The organism is Mycobacterium sp. AT1 (assembly GCF_002043095.1).
GTDB lineage: Bacteria > Actinomycetota > Actinomycetes > Mycobacteriales > Mycobacteriaceae > Mycobacterium.
On sequence record NZ_MVOC01000030.1, the window covers coordinates 1 to 21,944 of the forward strand.

Genomic DNA, 21,944 nt, shown 5'->3' on the forward strand with positions numbered 1-21,944 from the left:
GCCGTCATGACGGCCAATCTACCTACTAGTAGATAGGCGCGTCAAACACGAACTCGTGTCAGGCGGACAACCGGTTGGCGCAGGCAATCAAGGCCCGCAGGGCCGACTGCGTGACGTCGTCCGACCAGCCCACGGCCCATTGGGCTCCGACGCCGTCGGTGCCGCGGATGAACGTCGCCGTGCCGCCCACGGCGGGGAGCTGATGGAAGGCGTCGATCTCGAGTGAGACGCCACGCTCGTGGAGCATCGCGGTCAGCGCGGAGACGGGGCCGCTGGCTGCCGCGGTGGACGTGCCGATGCGGTCGCCGACGGCCATCGTGGCCTGGTAGTTCCGCGCCTGCGGTCCCAGCCGACTGGCGGGCCGGTCGACGTCGGTGCACTGCCAGTGGCCGAGTCGCAGGGGGCCGGCGGAAGGCGCATATTGCGCCAGGAAGGCGTCGTGGGACATCGACGCCGCGTGGTCGCGCAACGCCCGAGGCAAAGGCGTCTGGAATTGCGCTGCGAACGACGGCGCGGAAGCGGTGAATGACGGAATGGACATGTGCCGGTCTCTCTGATGCGAGGAATCGACCGACGGTGTAACAACGACCCACAGCGAGGGGTCGGCCTGGATCAGACCCCGCTGCGGGTTGTTACTACGAGTCGCTTCGGCACGGAGGCGATGTTAGGCCTCCCCCACCGTGGGACGCAAGCCCTTTCGGCGTCCACTAAGGTTCATCGCCGATGACCATATGAGTTGGTGGCATGCCGTCGTGCTCTTTGCGGCCGGAGTCGTCGGCGGGCTGTGCGGCAGCATCGCCGGGTTGGCGTCCCTCACCACCTATCCCGCGCTCCTGCTGATCGGGCTGCCCCCGGTGACGGCCAACGTCACCAACACCGTGGCCCTGGTGTTCAACGGCGTCGGGTCCATCGCGGGATCGATACCCGAACTGCGCGGCCAACGTTCGGCCCTGGTGCGGCTCGTCCCGCTGGCGGTGCTCGGCGGCGCGGGTGGTGCTGCGCTGCTGCTGTCGGTGCCTGCCGAGGGTTTCGAGGACGTCGTGCCGGTCTTGCTGGCGGCGTCGGCGGTGGTGATCGCCATGCCCCTGCGCGGCCGCGTCGCCGAAGGTCGTCGTGGCGTCACCCGGGTCGTGGTGGAGAGCGTCGCCCTGTTGGCCATCTGCCTGTACGGCGGGTTCTTCGGCGCCGCGGCCGGGGTGCTGATGCTCGCCCTGTTCCTGCGCACGGGCAGTGAGTCGCTGGCAAGGGCCAATGCCACCAAGAACGTCGTCCTCGGAGTCGCCAATGGCGTTGCAGCGTTGATCTTCATCGTGTTCGCCCCGGTCCACTGGCTGGCCGTGGTTCCGCTCGGCCTTGGTTGCCTCCTCGGCTCGCGGTTGGGCCCACCCATCGTGCGACGGGCACCTTCACGGCCGCTGCGCCTCGCCATCGCCGTCGCGGGTATGGCGTTGGCCGTCAAACTCGGCGTCGACGCCTACCGCTAGGCACCCCGTCACACGAAGGGGTCGTCGCCCTTGCTCACCCGGGTGCCGAGCTCGATGAGCGACTCCGCCGACGCGTGCAGCCGCTGCCCGGCCTCCAAGCTGGCCTGCCCGGCCAGATATCGCGACCAGGTGCCCTCGATGACGACGCCGAGCTTGAAGCAGGCCAGAGCCTTGAACCAGTCCAGCCGCGGGGTGCGCCGCCCACCCGCCTCGGTGTAGGCCTCGACCAGCTCGGCTCGGCTCGCGAGCCCCCCGAGGGCGGCCAGTTCCGAACCCGCGTCGATGGTGTTGGGCTCGGCTGGCCAACAGACGAGCATCCACCCGAGGTCGAGCAACGGCTCACCGATCGTGCACATCTCCCAGTCGACGAACGCCGCGAGCTCGGGCCGGTCCCTGCGCAACAGCACGTTGTTCAGGTGAGCGTCGCCGTGCATGACGCCCGGTTCGCCGTCGTCGGGCCGGTTGTCCTCCAGCCACGCCGCCAGCCGAGGCACGTCGGACAGCGACCCCGGGTCGTAGGCGTCGTGGCGGTAGCTCTGCAGCAGCCCGAGGAACTGCGGAACCTGGCGCGCCAGAAAGGAACCGGGCCTGCGCAGCGCGGCAAGTGGGCTACCCTCCCAGTCGACGTTGCCGAGCCGGGCCAGGCTGGCCGCGTAGGCCGGTCCGACGTCGTGCCGAAGGGCCGGGTCGTCGACGTAGGGCTGCGCCACCTCGGTGCCGGGGTTGAAGCCGTCGACCGCTTCCATGAGATAGAACACGACGCCGAGAACGTCGAGGTCCTCACAGCCGGCGATGAACGCCGGATGCGGGACTCCCGTGCCCCTGAGAGTCCGCAAGACGGCGATCTCGCGCAACATGGTCTTGTCGCTCGTCGGACGCGGGTGCAGGGGTGGGCGCCGCAGCACCATCGGGCGACCGTCGACGCGCAGGCGCACCACGATGTTCTGACTGCCCCCGGTCAGCGGCTCCACGTCGGTCACCTGCGACCCGAGCCCCGTCGCCCGAACCCATTCCCGTAGCGCCAGCTGGTCGGCGTCGGTCAGGGTGGGGACGTCATCGGCCATGCCCGACATCGTCGCCGCCCCGGCCCCGTTGCACTCGCGATTCGGCCGAAGTCGTTGCACCGCAACGCGTCAGGAGCCTACATGCCGGGGGGAACGAACGTCCTGACCCGATCGGCGGCGAATGCGGCTGCCTGGCCGGTCAATCCGGCGTCGACGTACTGACTGTGCGCGGGGCGGTCCTCGCCGGGTGAGCACACGGGGTCGGCGCCGTTGCACAGGTCGATCGTCTTGGCGCCGTACAGCGGACTCAGCGCGGTGAGCGGACCGCCAAAACGGTTGAGGGGGTTGCCGAACACGGCGACGGCGGCCACGTGATTCGCCACCTCGGGCGGCATCGGCTGTCCCAAACCGAACAGCCTGGCCGGGTCACCGGTGATGCCGTCGATCACGGCGGCGCCCTGCGAGTAACCCCCCAGCACGATCTTGGTGTTCGGACAGGTCGACGTCGTCAACTGGACGTGTGCGGCGGCATCGGCAGCGCCGGCGGTGGCCTGCATGAAGTCGTGGGAGGCCGGGTAGTTCACGGCGTAGACGCCGACCGTCTTGCCCCTGAGGTTGCCCTTGAGCGAGTCGACGAAAGCCTGACCCTCGCGACCGACACCGGCGGGTTCGTCAGTGCCGCGGGCGAACACCACCTCGACGTCGGAGCAGCGCGGTGCGGCTGACGCGGTCGGAACACCGAGGCCAATCAGGCCTGCGCCGACGAGCCCGCCCGTGGCCATGCCCGCCAGCAGCACGTACGTCTTCGACTGAACGGACATGGATTTCCCCTTTTGATGGTCTTCGGTGATGCGATTATTTAGGAGAACTTCATAATCGCGCAACGAATTCCATAGCGGTAATCGCGGCGGCAAGTGTGAGCGAGAACTCACACCCTCTTCGCGACGACCACGAGGTACTCCCACTCCATCGGACGCCGTTGCAGAGCGTCGTCGGCGAGGCGGTCGATGTCGGCGTCCAGCGCCGCGATTCGATCCCGATCGTCGCCCAGCCCGCGATACGCCGCGATCGTCGGTCCGTAGTTCGCCTTGAAGTACTCGCGGAACTCCTCGCCGCGGTCGAAGGCGTCGACGGGAAGCCCTCGTCGCTCGGCCCGGACGTCGGTCACCCGGTCACCCAACAGACCGCGGACGTGGTCTTCGCTCCCCCACAGCGGTGGTGCCGACGCACCGGCGGGCGGCGCGGCCACGTACGGCTTCATGGTGGCGAACAGCCTGCCGACGAAGCCGTCCGGGGTCCAGCTCAACACTCCGATCGACCCGCCCGGCCGACACACCCTGATCAGTTCGTCGGCGGCCCGCTGGTGGTGCGGCGCGAACATCACCCCGATGCACGAGAGCACCGTGTCGAATTCACCGTCGGCGAACGGAAGCATCTCGGCGTTGGCCTCGCGCCAGTCGAGCTCGACCCCACGCCCCGCGGCGATGGACCGACCCTCGGCGAGAAGTCGCGGGCACAGATCGCTTGCCACGACCGTCGCCCCGGCCAGGGCCGCCGCGATCGCGGCGTTGCCCGTCCCAGCGGCCACGTCGAGGACGCGATCACCGGGCTTGACACCGGTTTCCGTCACCAGCACCTGACCCAGCGGGGCGACCAGCTGATCGGCGATCGCCCGATAGTTGCCGAGCGCCCACAGCGCCCGATGCTTGGCTTCCAATTCGTGGTCCGCAACGTCGTCGTCCATACCTGCACCTCCGTCTCCTCCGCCCATCGTCGCGCGCCGAAAACGGGTGATCTAGTTACAAATCTGTACCGCCGCTGGTTCCATGGAGATGCAGGAGGTGGTGACGTGACCGGATACGGCCAGTTCTGTCCGATGTCGAAGGCGATGGAGGTCCTCGACGAGCGGTGGACGCTCCTCGTCGTTCGCGAATTGCTCTTGGGCAGTTGTCATTTCAACGATCTCAGACGGGGACTTCCGAAGATGTCTCCCGCGCTGCTGTCCAAGCGACTCAAGTCGCTGTCGCGGGCGGGAGTGGTGGCTCGGACGGAGGTCGACGGTCGCTCGACGTACTCGCTGACCCCCTGCGGCCAGGAACTCGGCGAGGTGGTCGACGCGCTGGGCCGATGGGGCATCCGTTGGCTCGGAGAGGTGGTCGACGCGGACCTCGATCCGCACCTTCTGATGTGGGACATCCGTCGAACCGTCCCGATCCACGAATGGCCCGTCGCCCGCACCACCGTGGCGTTCCGCCTCGACGGAGTGGCGGCCACGGCGTCGCGGTGGTGGCTGGTGGTGGCCGACGGTCACGCCGACGTCTGCGACGTCGACCCCGGTCACGAGGTCACCGGCACGGTGCAGACCAGTTTGTCGACCCTCACCCGGATTTGGCGGGGTGACGTCGGCTGGGCGGCCGCGATGCGTGACGGCAGCGTCGCGGTCTCGGGGCCCGCTGACGTCCGTTGCGCGATACCCGGGTGGATCGGTCAGGGCGCGAAGGCCGCCGTCCCCCGCCCGGCCTAGGCCAATCCCCTACGCCTGGTAGGAAAGACAGCCCTCCGCGCCGTCGACGACTCCGGCCCGGAACGCCCGTGTCCTGTCGAATCCCGCGCCCTGCCGGTCGACGTCGCCTTCACCCCGGAAGAGCAGCAGCGCCTTGATTCCCTCGTCGAGGTCACCCGGTGAAATGTGATAGCTGCTGGTGGCCTCGCGGTTGTAGAGGATGACGCTCGCGGTGTACGCGCCGGCGAGGCAGTCACCACGTGCGGTCGACGTCAACTCGTCGGACTCGTCGCCGAGTCTGTTGAGCGCTGCCAGCCCCCATTGGGTGGCGAGCAACGTCGCGAACGCATAGTCGCCGCCCTCGTCGTAGATCGCGGGCATCGCGTCCACGTTGTCCCAACCGACGTAATCCTCTGGCACGCAATAGAACAGCGCATAGCCCTCCGCCGACTGCCCGCCGCACGTCGGTGGGCTCGACGGGTCGAAGGGCTGTTGCGGCGCCAGGGGCGTCCACGCCTTGCCCTGGGTCAGCTCGGGGTAGACCTGGCTCCAGTAGTCCTCGAGGTCGTAGGGCACCCCGTTCGCGATGGTGTCGTACGGGGCGTTGCCCTCGTTCGCCTCGTCCTCGGCGTCGTTGAACGGCAGCTCGAGCACCATGGGTTCGCCGTCCTCGTACCCCTTGCACTTCTCGGCGCCGTTGTCGTAGCCGTCCTGGAACGCGCTGACCCTGTCGAAGCCGCTGCCGTGCGCCGACGGGTCTTGGGCGTCGGTGCCGGGGGTGTCGCGCAGGTCCAAGATGCCCGCCAGCGACTTGTCCAAGTCCGCGCCGGTCACCTCGAAGACCTTGTCGGACTGGGCATGTTTGGCCCAACCCCCGGCGAAGCAATCGGCCTGCAGCTCCGAGCTGACCGTCAGTTCGTTCTGGTCGAAGAAGCCCGATCGCTGCTGCATCGCATGGCCCCACTCGTGGGCTAGCACCACCGGGATGACGAAGTCGCCGTACTTCTTCTGCAGTTCCGGCAACAGGCCGGCGGCGTCCCACGCCACCGAGTCGTCGAGCTTGCAGTAGAACGCGTTGCCCTCGACGTCACCGTAGTTGTCGGCGCAGGCGGGTCCCGACTCCGAATCCGGTGTCAGGGCGTACAACCCACCCTCGACGGGCTTGTAGTCCTGACCGTAGAGCTTCGGAAATTCCTCCGACCAATACGTCTGAAGGTCGGCGATGGCCGCCATGGCGAGCTTGTTCACCTGAGCCGACGAGTCGCCCTCGATCGTGACGCTGCTGGCATTCGGCTTCACCGCGCCCGCGGTGGAGCTGGGAACTTCGGGCTTCACGCCCCCGCCGCACCCCGCGACCAGCATCACCGTAGCCGCCGCAGACATCACGATCTTGAACATGCGCAAACGTTAGCGGCAGTGCGCCAATTGTGGAAGACACGCGCTCTGATCAGTCCAGGAGACGTCGAGACACGTTCGTGGTGACCAGGTCGAGCAACTCATCGGCACGACCCGCCATGATCGTCCGAATCGCATACAGCGAGAAGCCCTTGGCTTGTTCGGCGCTGATGGCGGGAGGAATGGACAGCTCTTGGCGAGCCGTCACGACGTCGACGATCGCCGGCCCGTCATGGGCGAAGGCATCCGTCAACGCCTGCTCCAGTTCGCCGGGATGCTCGACCCTGCGCCCGAAGGCCCCCATCGCACGGCCGACAGCGGCGAAGTCCGGGTTGACGAGCTCGGTGCCGAAGTTGACGAAGCCCGCCGCCTTCATCTCGAGCTCGACGAAGTTGAGGGAGGAGTTGTTGAAGACGACGACCTTGACCGGCAGTTGATTTTGCAACAGCGTGATGAGCTCACCGAACAGCATGGTCAGGCCGCCGTCGCCGGCGAATGCCACCACCTGCCGATCTGGAAACGCGGTCTGTGCGCCGATGGCGTGCGGCAATGCGCACGCCATGGTGCCGTGGTTGAACGAACCGACGAGCCTGCGCTTGCCGTTCATCCGGAGGTATCTGGCCGCCCACACCACCGGGGAGCCGACGTCGACGGTGAACACCGCGTCGTCGGTCGCCAGCCGATCAGCAAGAGCGGCAACGTATTCCGGCCGGATGGGAGTCTTGTTGCGGTCGTTGACCGCCAACCCGTCCATCGTCTTGCGCGTCTTCGCGTAGTGCCGGAGCGATCGGTCGAGGTGCTCTCGTGAGGTCTTCTTGGTCAGCAGCGGCTGCAGCGCTGTCGCGGTGTCGGCGACGGTTCCGACCAGGCCGAGGTCGACAGGTGTGCGGCGGCCCAGGTTTCTGCCACGGACGTCGACCTGCACGATGCGGGCGTGGTCCGGATAGAACTGTTGGTACGGAAAGTCGGTGCCCAGCATCAGCAGGGTGTCGGCTTCCTTGATCGCCTTGTACCCGGAGGTGAATCCGAGCAGGCCGGTCATGCCGACGTCGTACGGGTTGTCGTATTCGACGAATTCCTTGCCACGCAACGCGTGGACGACCGGAGCGTTCAGCGTGCTCGCCAACTGGACGAGCTCGTCGTGCGCGCCAGCGGCGCCCGCGCCGGCCAGGATGGTGACGCGCTCCCCCGCGTTGAGGATGTCGGCAGCCCGACGCAGGCTTTCGTCGTCGGGTCGCACCACCGAGCGGGTGGCCACGATCGGCTTGGTGAGCCACCCGGATTCTTGGGCGTGGGCAAGGAAGATCTCACCCGGAACGACGACGACGGCGACGCCGTTCTCCTCGATCGCGGCACGCATCGCCATCTCGATGATCCGGGGCGCCATCTCCGGTGTGCTGACCAGTTCGCAGTAGACGCTGCACTCCGAGAAGAGGTCCTGCGGGTGCGTCTCCTGGAAGTACTCCGAGCCGATCTCGCTGCGTGGAATGTGGGCGGCGATTGCCAGCACGGGCACCCGTGAGCGCTGCGCGTCGAAGAGCCCGTTGACGAGGTGTAGGTTGCCGGGTCCACAACTGCCCGCGCAGACCGCCAGCTGACCGGTCAGTGCGGCGTCCGCCGCCGCGGCGAACGCGGCCGTCTCCTCGTGGCGTACGTGCTCCCAGCTGACGTCGTCTGACCGTCGGATGGCGTCGGTGAACCCGTTGAGGCTGTCCCCGGGTAGCCCGTACACGCGTCGCACACCGCTGCGTGCCAACGCGGTGATGATCTGAGTCGCGATCGTTGCCATCGGGCCCCTTCTCCCTGCGATGTCGGGCGCGGAAACGTTCGCGCAGCCACGGTTTCCGCGCCGAAATCACCCTAGCCGGGGTGACGTCACGGCGCGGTAAGACCCGTGGGCGGCGCAGTCGGTAGCTTGGCGGCATGATCGAAACGGCAACACGTCCAAGCCCATGGATCGGTGTCGCCGCCGCGGCGGTCGCTCTGGGCGTGGCTCAGCTCACCGCGGTGGCGTTCGGCCCGCATGCCGATTCGCGGACGGCAGTTGGTTCCGCGGTCGTCGACCTCACGCCCGGCCCCGTGAAGGAATGGGCGATCCAGTCGTTCGGCACGTCCGACAAACTGGCGCTGTCGATCGTCGTGCTGGTGGTCGTCGCGGTGATCGCGGCCATCACGGCGCAGTACGAGACGCGCCGACGACCGGTCGGCAGCATCGCGATCGCGGTGGCCGGTGTGCTCGGATGTGCCGCCGTGGTCAGCCGTGCCGGAGCCACGCCGGTCGACGTGGTACCGACGCTGATCGGCACCGTCTGCGGCGTGCTGGTGTTGCGCTGGCTGGTCGCCGGCCGCTTCGCCGCGCCGGAGGCCGCCGAGGGGTCGTCGTCGGCCGGACCCGATCGGGGTCGACGCCTGTCCATGGTGACGTTCGGTCTGATCGGTGCCGGCGCCGTGACGGGCGTCGCGGGTGCTCTGCTCAACCGGCTGAACTCGTCGGTGGCCGACGATCGCACCGCCTTCACGCTTCCTACTCCGAAGGGCACGCCCGCGCCGGTCGTTCCGCCCGGCGTGCAGCCGGCCGGCTTCACCCAAACCCCGTTCATCACGCCGAACGCCGACTTCTACCGGATCGACACCGCGCTGAGCGTGCCCCAGGTCAGCCGCGGCGACTGGCGGCTGCGGATCCACGGAATGGTCGACCGCGAGGTCACGCTGAGCTTCGACGACTTGCAACGCTTCGAGCTCGTCGAGCAGATCGTGACGTTGACGTGCGTGTCCAATCCGGTGGGCGGCGACCTCATCTCCAACGCCAAGTGGACTGGCTACCGGGTTCGAGACCTGCTGGCGGAGGTCGGCATTCACGCCGACGCCGACATGGTCCTGTCCACTTCCGTCGACGGCTTCACCGCGGGGACTCCGGTCGAGGCGCTGACCGACCAGCGTGACTCCCTGCTCGCCATCGGCATGAACGACGCACCGCTGCCCACCGAACACGGCTACCCCGCCCGCCTGGTGGTGCCCGGCCTGTACGGCTACGTCTCGGCGACCAAGTGGCTGGCCGAGCTGGAACTCACGCGCTTCGACCGCGCCGAGGCGTACTGGACCAAACTCGGGTGGTCGGCCCGCGGCCCGATCAAGACCGAGTCGAGGATCGACGTGCCCCGCCAAGGTGCCGAGGTGCCAAGGGGGGCTACCACGTTTGGCGGCGTGGCGTGGGCCCAGCACCGCGGCATCACGGCCGTCGAGGTGCGGGTCGACGACGGACCATGGCAGCAGGCCCAACTCGGGGCGAGCTACTCGAACGACACGTGGCGGCTGTGGAGCTTTCCGTGGCAAGCCGAGACCCCTGGACCGCACGAGATCGCCGTGCGGGCCACCGATTCCACCGGCACGGTCCAGACCCAGGACGAAGCCGACGTCGTACCCGACGGGGCGACGGGCTGGCACACGGTGTCCTTCGACGTTCAGTGAGACCGACCGGTCAGACCGGCACCCGCTGATTGGTGAGCACCGAGGCAAGGACGGCGGCCGCCATCAACAACGCCCCGAGGCGAATCCACGCTTGGCTGGCGTCACCGCGAATCGTCTCGTAGCCGATCTGCTGCTGTAGGGCCGCATAGGCCTTCTTCAACTCGTCGAGGTTGCCCGCGTGGAAGGTCTGACCACCGGAGATGTCGGTGATGTGTTGCAGCGTCGCGTCGTCGACCGGGACCGGGACCTGTTCCCCGTCGATGCCCACCACGCCGTCGGGCGTGCCGAAGGAAATCGTCGAGATGGCCACCCCTTGATCCTTGGCCGAGCGGGCCGCGGTGTAGGCACCCCGCGGTTCGTCGGGGTTTCGCGGAATCGTCTCCGCTCCATCGGATTCCAGGACGATGTGGGCGGGTGCGGGCGTGTCGCCGCCGCCCATCACGGCGTCGACGCTGGCGATGGCCTGAAGCGCGGTGAAGATGCCCTCTCCGGTTGCGGTGCGTTCCTCGGGTTTCAGACCGTCTATCGCCGACTTCATGGCGGCGCGGTTCGTCGTCGGCGAGACCAGCAGTGTCGCGCTCCCGCCAAAGGCGACCAACCCCAAGCTGATTCCGGGTGTCAGTTCCTCGGCGAACTGCTTGCCCGCCTCCTTGGCTGCGGCCAATCGACTGGGCGGTACGTCGGTGGCGACCATCGACTCCGACACGTCGATCACCAACATCACGACCGCCCGGTTGCGCGGGATGCGCACGTCGTGGGTCGGCGCCGCGAGCGCAATTGCCAATGTGGCCAACGAGATGACCAACAGAATCGCCGGGACGTGGCGCCATCGGTGGCGAGGTGCCGCGGGCGCAACGCGCTGCAAGAGTTCCATGTTGGCGAACCGCAGCACGCGGCGATGGCGGCCGAACTGGACGACGACGTAGGCCGCGACCAGCCCGAGTACGACCAGCAGGTACAGGAAGTACCAGGCGTGGGCGAAACCCGAGAGGGCCAGCGGGCCGAGGAACGGCAGCGTCATGTCGGAAGCCGCCGGTTCACAACCAGGGCGAGCACGGCGGCGACGGTCGCGAAGAGCACCGCCAGGCGCACCCATCCGTCGCCGGCCGGACCCGGCAAGACCTGAAAGCCGATCTGTCGCTGGACCGATTCGTAGCTTTGGTTCAGTTGCTCGACGTTGGTGGCGGTGTAGGTCTGCCCGCCCGAGAGCTGCGCGATCTGGGTCATCGTCTCCTTGCCAACCGGGACCGGAAGTCGTTCGTCCTTCAGGTCGACGTAGCCGCCTGCGGTGCCGAACGCGATGGTGGAGATCGGCACGCCCTGGTCCTTTGCGTAGCGCGCCGCCGTGTAGGCGCCGCGCGGGTTGCTCGGGTCGCCGGGGACGTTCTCGTCGCCGTCGGACAGCAGCACGATGCGGGCCGGCGGCGGCGAGGTGTCGCCGTCGGTGCTGAGGACGGCCCCGACCGTGGCGATGGACTGCAAGGCGGTGAAGATGGCCTCGCCCGTGGCCGTCTTGTCGGCCGTTTGCAGCTTGTCGAGCGCAGTGATCGTGGCCTGATGGTCGGGGCTGGGCGCCACCAACAGGTTGGCGTTGCCCGCAAAGGCGATGAGCCCCAGGTTGATTCCCGGTGTCAGCCCGCCGGCGAACTGCTTGGCCGCCTGTTCGGCGGCGACGAGCCGGGTGGGGTCGACGTCGGTGGCCCGCATGGATTGCGACACGTCGACGACGAGCATGATGACGGCCCTGTTGCGCGGTATCCGGACGTCGCGGGTCGGTCCGGCCAGTGCGACCGTCAGCGCCACCAGACCGACCAGTGTCAGACCGAGCGGGACGTGACGCCAACGCACCGACGCCGTGGCCGACGCCGGTCCCCTCGGCGCGGCGCCGACGAAGCGAGCCACCCGCCGTCGCCTCCGCGCCTGCGCCACGGCGTAGAGCACCAGAAGGGCCAGCGGTACCAGGCCGAACAGGAACAGCCAGGGGTGCTCGAATCCCGTCCACGTGATCACGCCAATCACGGGCAAGGTCAGCACGGTCGTCCTTCGGTCGGGAGTAGGTCGAGTAGCAGCGAGTGTGGCGTGGCTTCCTGACCGTCGGCTGAGACGTTGCTTCGACGAGGGTGTGGCGGTGTCGGACCCGCGTGTCAGGCTGGTCACGTGTTGCTCGTCGAGGTCGCCGTCACGTCCGCCGAGGTCGGGGCCGTCTCGGCCAGGACGGCCAAGATCGCCCGCATCGCGGACGTGCTGGCCGCCGCTGCGGCCGACGGCGATCCCCCGCTCGTCTCCGTCGTGGTCGCCTGGCTCTCCGGTGACTTGCCGCAGCGCCAAATCGGGGTCGGCTGGGCCGCGCTGCGGTCCTTGCCGCCGCCCGCCGCGGAGCCGTCACTGACGGTGTCCGGTGTGCACGCCGCGTTCACCGAGATCGGACTCGTCTCGGGCAAGGGCTCACAGGGCCGTCGGTCCGAATTGCTGAGCGCACTCTTCTCCGCCGCCACCGAGACCGAGCAGACGTTCCTGAAGCGCCTGCTCAGTGGGGAGTTGCGCCAGGGCGCCCTGGTCGGCGTGATGGCAGACGCCGTGGCCAAGGCAGCCGGAGTTCCCGCCGCCGACGTGCGGCGCGCCGCCATGCTGAGCGGTGACCTTCCGATCGTCGCGTCGGCCGTCCTGACCGAGGGACGGTCCGCGCTCGAAGGGTTCGTGCTGCAGGTCGGCCGCCCGGTCGGTCCGATGCTCGCCCAGCCGGCGACCGGCGTGGACGACGCCCTCGACAGGCTCGGAGGGACGGCAATCTTCGAAGCCAAGCTCGACGGCGCCAGGGTTCAGATCCACCGCGCAGGCGACGGTGTGTCGGTCTACACCCGAAGCCTCGACGACGTCACCGCCCGCCTGCCAGAGGTCGTGGCGGCGGCGCTCGCGCTGCCGGTCACCTCGTTCATCGCCGACGCCGAGGCAATCGCACTACGGCCCGACGGCAGGCCCCACCGCTTCCAGGTGACGGCGTCGCGGTTCGGGCGCGGCGGAGGCAAGGGTGGGCTCGACGCGGAGCGGGCCGCCCAATCTCTGTCGGTGTTCTTCTTCGACTTGTTGCACCTCGACGGCGTCGACCTGCTCGATCTGCCGACGGTCGAGCGCCACGCCGCCCTCGACGCGATCGTTCCCGCCGCGCAGCGCGTCGACCGGCTGGTGACGTCCGACGGTGCCGCCGCGGCAGCCTTCCTGGCGACGACGTTGGCCGCGAGTCACGAGGGGGTGATGGCGAAGTCGCCGACGGCACCGTACGAGGCGGGACGTCGGGGGGCGGGCTGGCTCAAGGTCAAACCGGTGCACACCCTCGACCTCGTGGTGTTGGCGGTGGAGTGGGGCTCGGGCCGGCGCGCGGGCAAGCTGTCCAACATCCACCTCGGTGCCCGCGACCCGGCGACCGGCGGCTTGGTGATGCTTGGCAAGACCTTCAAGGGCATGACCGACGAGATGCTGGCCTGGCAGACCGCCAGATTCCTGGAGTTGGCCGACGGCCCGACAGACGGATACACGGTGCGACTCAGGCCCGAACAGGTCGTCGAGATCGCACTGGACGGCGTGCAGACCTCCAGCCGTTACCCCGGCGGGATGGCACTTCGCTTCGCCCGCGTGCTGAGGTACCGCGACGACAAGACCGCCGCCGAAGCCGACACGGTGGACGCCGTGCGAAGGCTCCACGAACGCATTTGAGCGCGCAGGCGTAGACACTGCGAGCCGACCCAATGGCGGCATTCCGCCAAACCCGCGTATCCGCGGTGACAGGATCGGGACATGGCCTCACCCCCAGTACCCGCCGCCGGCGCTCGTCTGGAAGACACCGACGGCGACATCACCTACATCCGCACCGAAGCCGACTTGCCGCCCGTGGCGATCGTCGACCGGTCGCCGATAACGACCAAACACAAGATCGTCTTCGCGATCGTCGCGCTCGTCGGGGCGGTCGCGTGGGCGATCATCGCCTTCTTCCGCGGTGAGACGGTCAACGCGGTCTGGTTCGTCATCGCCGCGGTGTGCACCTACGTCATCGGGTACCGGTTCTACGCCCGGCTGATCGAGATGAAGATCGTCACGCCCCGCGACGACGCCGCCACCCCGGCCGAGGTGTTCGAGAACGGCACCGACTACATGCCCACCGACCGGCGGGTTCTGTTCGGCCATCACTTCGCCGCGATTGCGGGTGCGGGCCCCCTGGTCGGTCCGGTGCTCGCGATGCAGATGGGCTATCTCCCCGGCACCATCTGGATCATCGTCGGCGCGGTGTTCGCCGGCTGCGTGCAGGACTACCTGGTGCTCTCGATCTCGGTGCGCCGCCGTGGCCGCTCGCTCGGGCAGATGGCTCGCGACGAGCTCGGCGTCGTGGGTGGCGTCGCGGCGATCGTCGGCGTCTTGGTGATCATGGTGATCCTGCTGGCCGTCCTCGCCCTCGTCGTGGTCGGGGCGCTGGCGGAGAGCCCGTGGGGCGTGTTCTCCATCTCGATGACCATTCCCATTGCGCTCTTCATGGGCCTCTATCTGCGCTTCCTCCGACCGGGCCGGGTGTCCGAGGTCTCGATCATCGGCGTGGCTCTGCTGCTACTGGCCGTCGTTGCCGGCGGCTGGGTCGCCGAAACGGCCTGGGGCACGGACTGGTTCACCCTGTCCAAGGTGACGTTGTCGTGGTGCATCATCGCCTACGGCCTCGCCGCGTCGGTACTGCCGGTGTGGCTCCTGCTGGCCCCGCGCGACTACCTGTCGACGTTCATGAAGGTCGGCACGATCGTCCTGCTGGCGATCGGCATTCTCATCGCCCGCCCCGTCATGGAGGCCCCGGCGATCTCGACGTTCGCCTCCAGCGGCACCGGGCCGGTGTTCGCCGGGTCGCTGTTCCCGTTCCTGTTCATCACGATCGCCTGCGGCGCGCTGTCGGGCTTCCATTCGCTGATCTCCTCGGGCACCACCCCGAAGCTCCTCGAGAAGGAAAGCCAGATGCGGCTGATCGGCTACGGCGGCATGCTCACCGAGTCGTTCGTCGCGATCATGGCGCTGATCACCGCGGCCATCCTCAATCAGCACCTCTACTTCGCGGTCAACGCACCCACCGCGCAGACCGGCACCACGGCGCAGACGGCCGCCGACTACGTCAACGGTCTCGGACTGTCCGGTGCCCCGATCACGGGTGAGGAGATCACCGCGGCGGCCACCGGCGTTGGCGAGGAGTCAATCGTCTCGCGCACGGGCGGTGCTCCGACGCTGGCCTTCGGGATGTCGGAGGTGCTGCACCAGGTCTTTGGCGGTGCGGGGCTCAAGGCCTTCTGGTACCACTTCGCGATCATGTTCGAAGCGCTGTTCATCCTCACCACCGTGGACGCGGGCACTCGGGTCGCCCGGTTCATGTTGTCCGACGGGCTCGCCAATCTCGGTGGGCCACTGAAGAAGTTGCGCAATCCAAGTTGGCGCGTCGGCGCATGGAGCTGCAGCGTCATCGTGGTGGCCGCCTGGGGCAGCATCCTGCTGATGGGTGTCACCGACCCCCTCGGCGGCATCAACACGCTGTTCCCGCTGTTCGGCATCGCGAACCAGCTGCTCGCCGCCATCGCACTGACGTTGGTCACGGTCGTGGTGATCAAACGCGGATTGTTGAAGTGGGCGTGGATTCCCGGCGTCCCACTGGCGTGGGACCTGATCGTGACGATGACCGCGTCGTGGCAGAAGATCTTCTCGAGCGATCCGAAGCTGGGCTACTGGACGCAGCACTTCCAGTACCGCGATGCCAAGGACGCGGGCAAGACGGCACTGGGCGCGGCGAAGAACTCCGACCAACTCGACGCCGTCATCCGCAACACGTTCATCCAGGGCACGCTGTCCATCGTCTTCGCCGTGCTGGTGGTGATCGTGGTGGCCGCCGGAGTCGTCGTGGCGCTCAAGGCCATCCGCGGCGGTGGCGCTCCCCTCAGCGCAGACGAGCCGATGCCGTCGCGGATCTTCGCACCGTCGGGCATGATCCCGACCGCGGCCGAGAAGGAGGTGCAGAAGCAATGGGACGCCTTACCTCCCGGGTCACACGGACCGGCCGTCAGATCGGTTGGTACTGCAGCACACTGATGGGCGACAACCACTATCGGCGCTACGTCGTGCATCGGACCCGTACCCATCCTGGGGAACCGGTGATGTCGGAACGCGACTACTGGCGCATGCGGTACCGCACCAGCGAAGTCCAACCGCGCTGCTGCTGACCGACCGCGACACACAGCGACACACAGCGCACTCCGATGAAACCGGCAGCCCAATGTCAGTGCGCGCACTGCCGGAGCCGTTATGCTGCGCACTCGAAAGTTGTTCTGTGGCAATCTAATTCGCAGTCACCACACCTCGAGATATTCCCGTCCACGGCGATGGTGTTTAGCTTCACAAAACGCACTGCCGTCGAACCGACGAGAGTGCCACTACGTCGAGACGTGTATGACCAATGAAACGCAGTTCGAATCAGACCTTCTCGGCGTCAGCAGGATTGGCGCACCGACGATCGCGGGAACCGGAGTCGCCTTCGGGCCGTACCGCTACGACCAAGAGGACGTGGCGCGCGAGCTCACCAAGGTCAACGGCCCCGAGTTCATGCGCTTTGCGCAGACGAGCGGGGTGAGCCACCGAAACCTCGCAATCCCCCTGCACCGCTATCCGAGGATGAGTGGCTTCACCGAGGCTAACGACGCCTACGTCGAGGTCGCCACGGAGTTGGGCGCACAGGCACTGTCGTCGGCGCTCGAGGCCGCGGACCTCCGGCCCGACGAGGTCGACGCCATCGTGATGGTGTCGAGCACGGGGGTGGCGGTGCCGACGATCGACGCCCGAGTCGCGACGAAGGTCGGTCTGCGGCCCGACGTGAAGCGCATCCCGTTGTTCGGCCTCGGTTGTGTTGCCGGGGCAGCGGGAATGGCCCGCGTCCACGACTACCTTCGCGGCTTTCCCGGCCACGTCGCCGCCCTGGTGTCGGTCGAGTTGTGTTCGCTGACATTGCAACACGACGACACCTCGATACCTGCCCTGATCGGAGTCTGTCTGTTCGGCGACGGCGCCGCGTCGGTGATCGCGACTGGCGCCAACCACGCGCGCCACGTGCCGACGGTCGGATCGGGGCCCGCGGTGCTGGCCACCAGGAGCAGGCTCATCCCCGACACGGTCGACGTCATGGGCTGGAACGTCAGCTCCAACGGGTTCGGGCTGGTGTTGTCCAAGGACGTGCCCAAGATGGCCGACCTCTATCTGCGTGACGAGGTCGAACGCTTCCTCGCCGACCACGGACTGTCGACCGCCGACATCTCCACGTGGATCTGCCATCCCGGTGGTCCACGGGTGATCGAGGCGATCGAGAACGCGATCGGCATGCCGTCGGAAGCGGTTGCCCACAGCTGGGATTCGATGCGGGAACACGGCAACATCTCGTCGGCGTCGGTCTTGGACGTGCTCGGGCGCACCCTCGCCACACCACCGTCGAGGGGTTCGTTGGGCGTGATGCTGGCGATGGGGCCGGGGTTCAGCTTCGAACTGCTCCTGCTGAGCTGGTAGGCGGCCATGTACTACTACCTGTTCATTCTGGCGATCGCCCTCGAGCGAGTGGTCGAGCTGATCGTGTCCCGTCGCAACGCCGAATGGTCACTCGCCAAGGGCGGCCGTGAGTTCGGCCGCGGCCACTACCCCGTGATGACGACGATGCACGCGCTGCTCCTGGTCTGCTGCGTGGCGGAGGTGTGGGCACTGCACCGCCCGTTCATCCCGTGGCTCGGCTGGCCGATGTTGCTCGTCGTCGTCGCGAGCACCATCACCCGCTGGTGGTGCGCCACGGTCCTCGGCAAGCACTGGAATCCCCGTGTCATCGTGATCCCCGGCGCTCCCCTGGTGCGACGGGGACCGTACAAGTGGATGCACCATCCCAACTACACGGCGGTGGTGGCCGAAGTGGCGGCGCTTCCCCTGATGCACTCGGCCTGGATCACCGCGATCGTGTTCACCGCGGCGAACGCCTTGGTGCTGAACACGAGGATCCGAATCGAGAACAAGGCACTCGGCTACGCATGACGGCGGTCGACGGTGTGACGTTCGACAATGGCGGCTAGCCCCCATGACGCGGCCCGTGTGGGCGGGCACGCTGAAGGGCATGGACCCACGACGACTCGCCAAGGCGATGACAGGCCTACCGGCCGACGAGCGGGAGATCCTGTTCTGCGCGTCGTCCCTGAGGTGGTCGGTCGAGCGGATTGCCGGCGACTTCGGCCTGTCGTCCGACGTGGTGAAGCTTCGCCTACACGACGCGCTGCGGCGGCTGGTTGGGCATACCGCTAGTTGCCCGCCCGGTATGCCGTGACGATCGGCTCCAGCTCGTCGGGCGTCGCGCCGTGCATGATCAGCGCGTCGGCACCGTAGTCGAACTCCTTGCGAATCCGGTCGGCGCACTGTTGCGCAGTCCCGGTCGCCGACGGTTCGAGCCACTCATCGGGCAGGAGCGTGGCGATGTGCTCGATCTGTTCGGCAGTCGCCTTGTGGTCGATTCCACCGGGTACCGACGTCACGACGGGATCTTCTCGAAAACGTTTCAGCACAGCAGGATCCCACCCGTTGGTGGACACCAGCAGGTCGCCGTAGCCCTGAAGGTAGGTGGCCAGTCGCGCCACGGTCTTCTTCAGCCGCAGCTCCTCGGGGAGGTGATCACCGACGGTGGCGAAGCACGACCACACCTTGACGGTGTCCGGGTCGCGGCCGGCCTTCTCGGCGGCGTCCTTGACCGTCCGCACGCTGCGCTGCAGGGTTTCTGGCGTGAAGTAGGTGTGCAGAATGACGTCGTCGAACGCGCGCCCCCCGAGGGCCAGCGTCTGCGGACCAAAGGCCACCAGACCCAACCTGATGTCCTCGTCGAAGTCGGGGTCGAGGAAGAGGACGCGATACTTGCCGATCGGACCGTCGTGGTCGAGTATCACCTCGCCGTGCCACAGCCTGCGCATCACCTGCGCGAAGTCCTCCATCTGGGCCGTCGTCACCGCGGGCACCCCGAAGGCGTCGTACATCGCCGCGATCCCGCGACCGATGCCGAGGGTGAAGCGCCCGCCGGACAATCGGTGCATGGTGGTCGCCCAGGATCCGGTGATCAGCGGGTGGCGGGTGTTGTGATTGGTTGCCGCCGTGGCGATCCGCATGCGGCTGGTCACCGCGCATGCCGCACCAACCAGGGACGAGGCTTCCTTGACGTTCCACCGCTCGGAGATGAACGCCGTTCCGAAGCCCAGTTCCTCGCCGCGGCGGGCCTCGTCCATCAGTGCCGCGGGGCCCACCCCGCCGGCACCGGCCAACAGGTAGTAACCCAGTTCGTCCAGTACCCGATCGGTCACCTCAGGCGCCGGTCCAGTTCGGCGCCCGCTTCTCGGCGAACGCCGTAGCGCCCTCCATGGCGTCCTTGGACGCGAACACCGGCTTGATCAGCTCCCACTGCTTGGACCACATCTCCTCTTCGGTCCACCCGGCGGACTTGACGATGATCTCCTTGGTCGCAGCCACGGCTAACGGCCCGTTGGCGGAAATGCGTTCGGCGAGCGCCAGCGCGCCCGCCAGTGCCTCACCGGGTTCGGTGAGCACGTTGACGAAACCCCACTGAGCTGCCTGCTCGGCGGTGAAGCTCTCGCCGGTGAGCGCCAGCTCCAGGGCCTTCTGATACGGAATGCGGTGCGGCAGTCGCAGCAGACCGCCACCCGCGGCCACCAAGCCACGCTTCACTTCCGGGATGCCGAACTTCGCGACCTTCGAGGCGACGACCAGGTCGGTCGCCAACACGATCTCGGTACCGCCGGCAAGCGCATAACCCTCGACGGCCGCAATCACCGGTTTGCGGGGCGGCCGCTCGGTGAACCCGATGCCGCGGCCGGGGATCGACGGCACCTCGCCGGCCATGAAGGCCTTGAGATCCATTCCCGCGCAGAAGTTTCCGCCGGCTCCCGTCACGATGGCGACCGACAGTTCGGCGGTGTCGTCCAGTTCGTCCATCGCGTTCGCGAGGCCTTGGGCGACCGCCAGGTTGAAGGCGTTGCGCGCCTCGGGCCGGTTGATCGTTATGACGAGTGTGCGCCCTCGGCGCTCGGTCAGAACTTCGTCGGCCACGTTGCCCCTCTTGCCCGTTGGAAAGCGATCTACACGGTCACTATAAACACGAGCAATCGACGGTCAGGTGGCGTTCTTCGCGCCGGGGTCGGTGGCCACGATGACCCCGCGTTCGACGAGGTGCTCGGTCAGCGGGGTGACGCCGCCGGTGAAGTGTTCGGCCATGGCCGACCGTGCGGCGTCGCCGTCGCCCCGTTCCAACGCGGCGATGACGCGACGATGATCCTTCGTCGACCGCTTGGGCCACCCGGACAGGGTCGGGAACACCGACTCCGGTGCGTACCGCGTGATGCCGGACATGAACTGGGTGAGCTTTGGCGAATCGCCGACCACGTTGACCAACCGGTGGAACTCGTGGTTGAGCCGGACCGTGCGCTCCAAATCACCTCCCAAGTATGCGTTTTCGAGTTCGTCCTGGATGGACCGCAACTTGGCAAGCTGTTCGCCGGAGATGTTTCCAGCCGCGCGGGCCGCGAGTTCACCACCGATGAAGGCCTGCACGTTGGCCACGTCGGCCACGTCGCGGGCCGTCAACTCGAGCACCATGAAACCCCGTCGCGGTTGCTGCACCAACAGTCCCTCGGAGCAGAGGTTCAGCAGAGCCTCGCGCACCGGCGTCACGCTGATGCCGAGGTCGGCTGCCAGCTGATCCAGTCTCAGGTACTCCCCCGCACGGCACGTGCCGTCGAAGATTCGTCGCCGGACGTAACGCGCGACGTCGTCGGACAACTGCGGACGCGGCGCGAAGTGCGGCTCAGAGTTCGTACTCACGCAACAAGCTCTTGCTGATGATGGTCTTCTGGATTTCGCTGGTGCCCTCACCGATCAAGAGGAAGGGCGCGTCGCGCATCAACCGCTCGACTTCGTATTCCTTGGAGTACCCGTAGCCTCCGTGGATCCGGAAACTCTGCTCGGTCACCTCCGAACAGTATTCACTGGCAAGGTATTTCGCCATTCCTGCCGCGACGTCGTTGCGCTCGCCGGAATCCTTCAGGCGTGCGGCGTTGACCATCATCAGATGTGCGGCCTCGACCTTGGTCGCCATCTCGGCCAACTGAAAGGCGATGGCTTGGTGCTCGGCGATGGGCTTGCCGAAGGTGCGGCGCTCCTGGGCATACCGAATGGCAAGTTCGAACGCTCGGATGCCCACCCCGCAGGCGCGTGCGGCCACGTTGACGCGGCCCACCTCGACGCCGTCCATCATCTGGAAGAAGCCTTGACCGGGCAGCTCACCCAGCACGTCGGCGGCGTCGGCGTGGTAGCCGTCGAAGATCAACTCGGTGGTGTCGATGCCCTTGTAGCCCATCTTGTCGAGCTTGCCGGGGATGACGAGACCCGGCAGCACCTCGCCGAAGCCTGCCGGCTTCTCGATCAGGAACGCGGTGAGGTTGCGGTGCGGCTTGTCGGCTCCCTCGTCGGTCTTCACCAGTGCCGCAACGAGAGTGGAGCTGCCGCCGTTGGTCAGCCACATCTTCTGGCCGGTGACGGTGTAGCCACCGTCGGCGCCGCGAACCCCCTTGGTGCGGATCGCGGCGACGTCGGAGCCCAGCTCCGGCTCGGACATCGAGAACGCTCCGCGCACCTCCCCCGTCGCCATCCGCGGCAAGAAGCGCAGCTTCTGCTCGTCGGTGCCGTGCTGGCGGATCATGTAGGCGACGATGAAGTGCGTGTTGACGACGCCGGACACACTCATCCAGCCGCGCGCCAACTCTTCGACGCACAGCGCGTAGGTCAGCAATGACTCGCCGAGGCCGCCGTACTCTTCCGGGATCATCAACCCGAACAGGCCCATCTCGGCCATCTCGTCGACGATGGCCTGGGGGTAGGCGTCTGCATGCTCGAGCGCCTGGGCGTTGGGGATCACCGCCCGGTCCACGAATTCGCGCACGGTCGAGACGATCTGGGCCTGGACGTCGGTCAGTCCTGTGGTCTGCGCAAGCCGTGTCATGC

The 21,944-nt window shown here is 67.5% G+C and carries 21 protein-coding genes; 9 read left to right on the forward strand and 12 right to left on the reverse strand.

All coding sequences use genetic code 11. The features are described from left to right. Window positions 1–58 precede the first annotated feature (58 nt). Complete coding sequence (locus tag B1790_RS14560) at window positions 59–541, reverse strand: homocitrate synthase (protein WP_079923949.1); 483 nt, start codon at window positions 539–541, stop codon at window positions 59–61. Between the two features lie 190 nt (window positions 542–731). On the opposite strand from B1790_RS14560, the gene B1790_RS14565 reads away from it, so the two are divergent. Next, window positions 732–1,484 carry a sulfite exporter TauE/SafE family protein gene (locus tag B1790_RS14565; RefSeq protein WP_198952008.1) on the forward strand — a complete coding sequence of 251 codons (753 nt, stop codon included), beginning with the start codon at window positions 732–734 and terminating at the stop codon, window positions 1,482–1,484. Between the two features lie 8 nt (window positions 1,485–1,492). On the opposite strand, the gene B1790_RS14570 is transcribed toward B1790_RS14565, so the two are convergent. The 3 genes from B1790_RS14570 to B1790_RS14580 form a co-directional block, all read right to left on the reverse strand. Beyond that, window positions 1,493–2,548 carry a phosphotransferase family protein gene (locus B1790_RS14570; RefSeq protein WP_142271316.1) on the reverse strand — a complete coding sequence of 352 codons (1,056 nt, stop codon included), beginning with the start codon at window positions 2,546–2,548 and terminating at the stop codon, window positions 1,493–1,495. A gap of 77 nt (window positions 2,549–2,625) precedes the next feature. Continuing rightward, window positions 2,626–3,309, reverse strand: coding sequence for a cutinase family protein (locus B1790_RS14575; protein ID WP_079923950.1), 684 nt, complete (start codon window positions 3,307–3,309; stop codon window positions 2,626–2,628). Window positions 3,310–3,416: 107 nt separating this feature from the next. After that, a complete protein-coding gene (locus B1790_RS14580; protein ID WP_079923951.1) occupies window positions 3,417–4,232 on the reverse strand; it encodes a class I SAM-dependent methyltransferase in 816 nt (271 codons plus the stop codon). A gap of 105 nt (window positions 4,233–4,337) precedes the next feature. Here B1790_RS14580 and B1790_RS14585 point away from each other — a divergent pair, with 105 nt between their 5' ends. Then, window positions 4,338–5,012: a helix-turn-helix domain-containing protein gene (locus tag B1790_RS14585; protein WP_079923952.1), complete on the forward strand. Its 675-nt coding sequence runs from the start codon at window positions 4,338–4,340 to the stop codon at window positions 5,010–5,012. Window positions 5,013–5,021: 9 nt separating this feature from the next. On the opposite strand, the gene B1790_RS14590 is transcribed toward B1790_RS14585, so the two are convergent. Together B1790_RS14590 and poxB are read right to left on the reverse strand one after the other, a co-directional pair. Then, complete coding sequence (locus B1790_RS14590) at window positions 5,022–6,389, reverse strand: neutral zinc metallopeptidase (RefSeq protein ID WP_079923953.1); 1,368 nt, start codon at window positions 6,387–6,389, stop codon at window positions 5,022–5,024. Between the two features lie 49 nt (window positions 6,390–6,438). Continuing rightward, window positions 6,439–8,175, reverse strand: coding sequence for a ubiquinone-dependent pyruvate dehydrogenase (gene poxB / locus B1790_RS14595; protein WP_079923954.1), 1,737 nt, complete (start codon window positions 8,173–8,175; stop codon window positions 6,439–6,441). 134 nt (window positions 8,176–8,309) lie between these two features. Here poxB and B1790_RS14600 point away from each other — a divergent pair, with 134 nt between their 5' ends. Beyond that, window positions 8,310–9,854, forward strand: a complete 1,545-nt coding sequence (locus tag B1790_RS14600) for a molybdopterin-dependent oxidoreductase (RefSeq protein ID WP_079923955.1) — start codon at window positions 8,310–8,312, stop codon at window positions 9,852–9,854. Between the two features lie 10 nt (window positions 9,855–9,864). On the opposite strand, the gene B1790_RS14605 is transcribed toward B1790_RS14600, so the two are convergent. Continuing rightward, window positions 9,865–10,875, reverse strand: a complete 1,011-nt coding sequence (locus tag B1790_RS14605; RefSeq protein ID WP_079923956.1) for a VWA domain-containing protein — start codon at window positions 10,873–10,875, stop codon at window positions 9,865–9,867. Continuing rightward, complete coding sequence (locus tag B1790_RS14610; RefSeq protein WP_079923986.1) at window positions 10,872–11,885, reverse strand: VWA domain-containing protein; 1,014 nt, start codon at window positions 11,883–11,885, stop codon at window positions 10,872–10,874. Before B1790_RS14610 ends, B1790_RS14605 begins: the two co-directional genes overlap by 4 nt. 126 nt (window positions 11,886–12,011) lie before the next feature. Here B1790_RS14610 and B1790_RS14615 point away from each other — a divergent pair, with 126 nt between their 5' ends. The 6 genes from B1790_RS14615 to B1790_RS14640 all read left to right on the forward strand — a co-directional run bounded on the left by B1790_RS14615 (window position 12,012) and on the right by B1790_RS14640 (window position 18,213). Further along, on the forward strand, window positions 12,012–13,565 hold the full coding sequence (locus tag B1790_RS14615) for an ATP-dependent DNA ligase (RefSeq protein ID WP_079923957.1): 1,554 nt from the start codon (window positions 12,012–12,014) through the stop codon (window positions 13,563–13,565). An 81-nt stretch (window positions 13,566–13,646) separates the two neighbouring features. Further along, complete coding sequence (locus B1790_RS14620; protein WP_079923958.1) at window positions 13,647–15,956, forward strand: carbon starvation CstA family protein; 2,310 nt, start codon at window positions 13,647–13,649, stop codon at window positions 15,954–15,956. After that, the gene (locus B1790_RS14625) at window positions 15,956–16,087 is read left to right on the forward strand and encodes a CstA-like transporter-associated (seleno)protein (protein WP_369832352.1); all 132 of its coding nucleotides are present in this window, start codon (window positions 15,956–15,958) and stop codon (window positions 16,085–16,087) included. Before B1790_RS14620 ends, B1790_RS14625 begins: the two co-directional genes overlap by 1 nt. A 226-nt stretch (window positions 16,088–16,313) precedes the next feature. After that, on the forward strand, window positions 16,314–17,417 hold the full coding sequence (locus tag B1790_RS14630; protein ID WP_079923960.1) for a 3-oxoacyl-[acyl-carrier-protein] synthase III C-terminal domain-containing protein: 1,104 nt from the start codon (window positions 16,314–16,316) through the stop codon (window positions 17,415–17,417). 6 nt (window positions 17,418–17,423) lie between these two features. Beyond that, window positions 17,424–17,927, forward strand: coding sequence for an isoprenylcysteine carboxyl methyltransferase family protein (locus tag B1790_RS14635; RefSeq protein ID WP_079923961.1), 504 nt, complete (start codon window positions 17,424–17,426; stop codon window positions 17,925–17,927). 43 nt (window positions 17,928–17,970) lie between these two features. Further along, entirely contained in the window at window positions 17,971–18,213 is a 243-nt protein-coding gene (locus B1790_RS14640; RefSeq protein ID WP_079923962.1) for a sigma factor-like helix-turn-helix DNA-binding protein, read from the forward strand. Here B1790_RS14640 and B1790_RS14645 read toward each other — a convergent pair. The 4 genes from B1790_RS14645 to B1790_RS14660 all read right to left on the reverse strand — a co-directional run bounded on the left by B1790_RS14645 (window position 18,188) and on the right by B1790_RS14660 (window position 21,942). Further along, window positions 18,188–19,231, reverse strand: a complete 1,044-nt coding sequence (locus B1790_RS14645; protein WP_079923963.1) for a TIGR03857 family LLM class F420-dependent oxidoreductase — start codon at window positions 19,229–19,231, stop codon at window positions 18,188–18,190. The genes B1790_RS14640 and B1790_RS14645 overlap by 26 nt on opposite strands. Window position 19,232: 1 nt before the next feature. Continuing rightward, window positions 19,233–19,994 carry a crotonase/enoyl-CoA hydratase family protein gene (locus B1790_RS14650; protein WP_079923964.1) on the reverse strand — a complete coding sequence of 254 codons (762 nt, stop codon included), beginning with the start codon at window positions 19,992–19,994 and terminating at the stop codon, window positions 19,233–19,235. Window positions 19,995–20,057: 63 nt separating this feature from the next. Then, window positions 20,058–20,765, reverse strand: a complete 708-nt coding sequence (locus B1790_RS14655; protein WP_079923965.1) for a GntR family transcriptional regulator — start codon at window positions 20,763–20,765, stop codon at window positions 20,058–20,060. After that, window positions 20,749–21,942: an acyl-CoA dehydrogenase family protein gene (locus tag B1790_RS14660; RefSeq protein ID WP_079923966.1), complete on the reverse strand. Its 1,194-nt coding sequence runs from the start codon at window positions 21,940–21,942 to the stop codon at window positions 20,749–20,751. The genes B1790_RS14655 and B1790_RS14660 overlap by 17 nt, the downstream gene beginning before the upstream one ends. Window positions 21,943–21,944: the final 2 nt, after the last annotated feature.

Coding starts and splice junctions, on each gene's coding strand:
- B1790_RS14560 (WP_079923949.1), bottom strand. CDS start 541: ATGTCCATTCCGTCATTCACCGCTTCCGCGCCGTCGTTCGCAGCGCAA.
- B1790_RS14565 (WP_198952008.1), top strand. CDS start 732: ATGAGTTGGTGGCATGCCGTCGTGCTCTTTGCGGCCGGAGTCGTCGGC.
- B1790_RS14570 (WP_142271316.1), bottom strand. CDS start 2,548: ATGGCCGATGACGTCCCCACCCTGACCGACGCCGACCAGCTGGCGCTA.
- B1790_RS14575 (WP_079923950.1), bottom strand. CDS start 3,309: ATGTCCGTTCAGTCGAAGACGTACGTGCTGCTGGCGGGCATGGCCACG.
- B1790_RS14580 (WP_079923951.1), bottom strand. CDS start 4,232: ATGGACGACGACGTTGCGGACCACGAATTGGAAGCCAAGCATCGGGCG.
- B1790_RS14590 (WP_079923953.1), bottom strand. CDS start 6,389: ATGTTCAAGATCGTGATGTCTGCGGCGGCTACGGTGATGCTGGTCGCG.
- poxB (WP_079923954.1), bottom strand. CDS start 8,175: ATGGCAACGATCGCGACTCAGATCATCACCGCGTTGGCACGCAGCGGT.
- B1790_RS14600 (WP_079923955.1), top strand. CDS start 8,310: ATGATCGAAACGGCAACACGTCCAAGCCCATGGATCGGTGTCGCCGCC.
- B1790_RS14605 (WP_079923956.1), bottom strand. CDS start 10,875: ATGACGCTGCCGTTCCTCGGCCCGCTGGCCCTCTCGGGTTTCGCCCAC.
- B1790_RS14620 (WP_079923958.1), top strand. CDS start 13,647: ATGGCCTCACCCCCAGTACCCGCCGCCGGCGCTCGTCTGGAAGACACC.
- B1790_RS14625 (WP_369832352.1), top strand. CDS start 15,956: ATGGGCGACAACCACTATCGGCGCTACGTCGTGCATCGGACCCGTACC.
- B1790_RS14630 (WP_079923960.1), top strand. CDS start 16,314: ATGACCAATGAAACGCAGTTCGAATCAGACCTTCTCGGCGTCAGCAGG.
- B1790_RS14635 (WP_079923961.1), top strand. CDS start 17,424: ATGTACTACTACCTGTTCATTCTGGCGATCGCCCTCGAGCGAGTGGTC.
- B1790_RS14640 (WP_079923962.1), top strand. CDS start 17,971: ATGACGCGGCCCGTGTGGGCGGGCACGCTGAAGGGCATGGACCCACGA.
- B1790_RS14660 (WP_079923966.1), bottom strand. CDS start 21,942: ATGACACGGCTTGCGCAGACCACAGGACTGACCGACGTCCAGGCCCAG.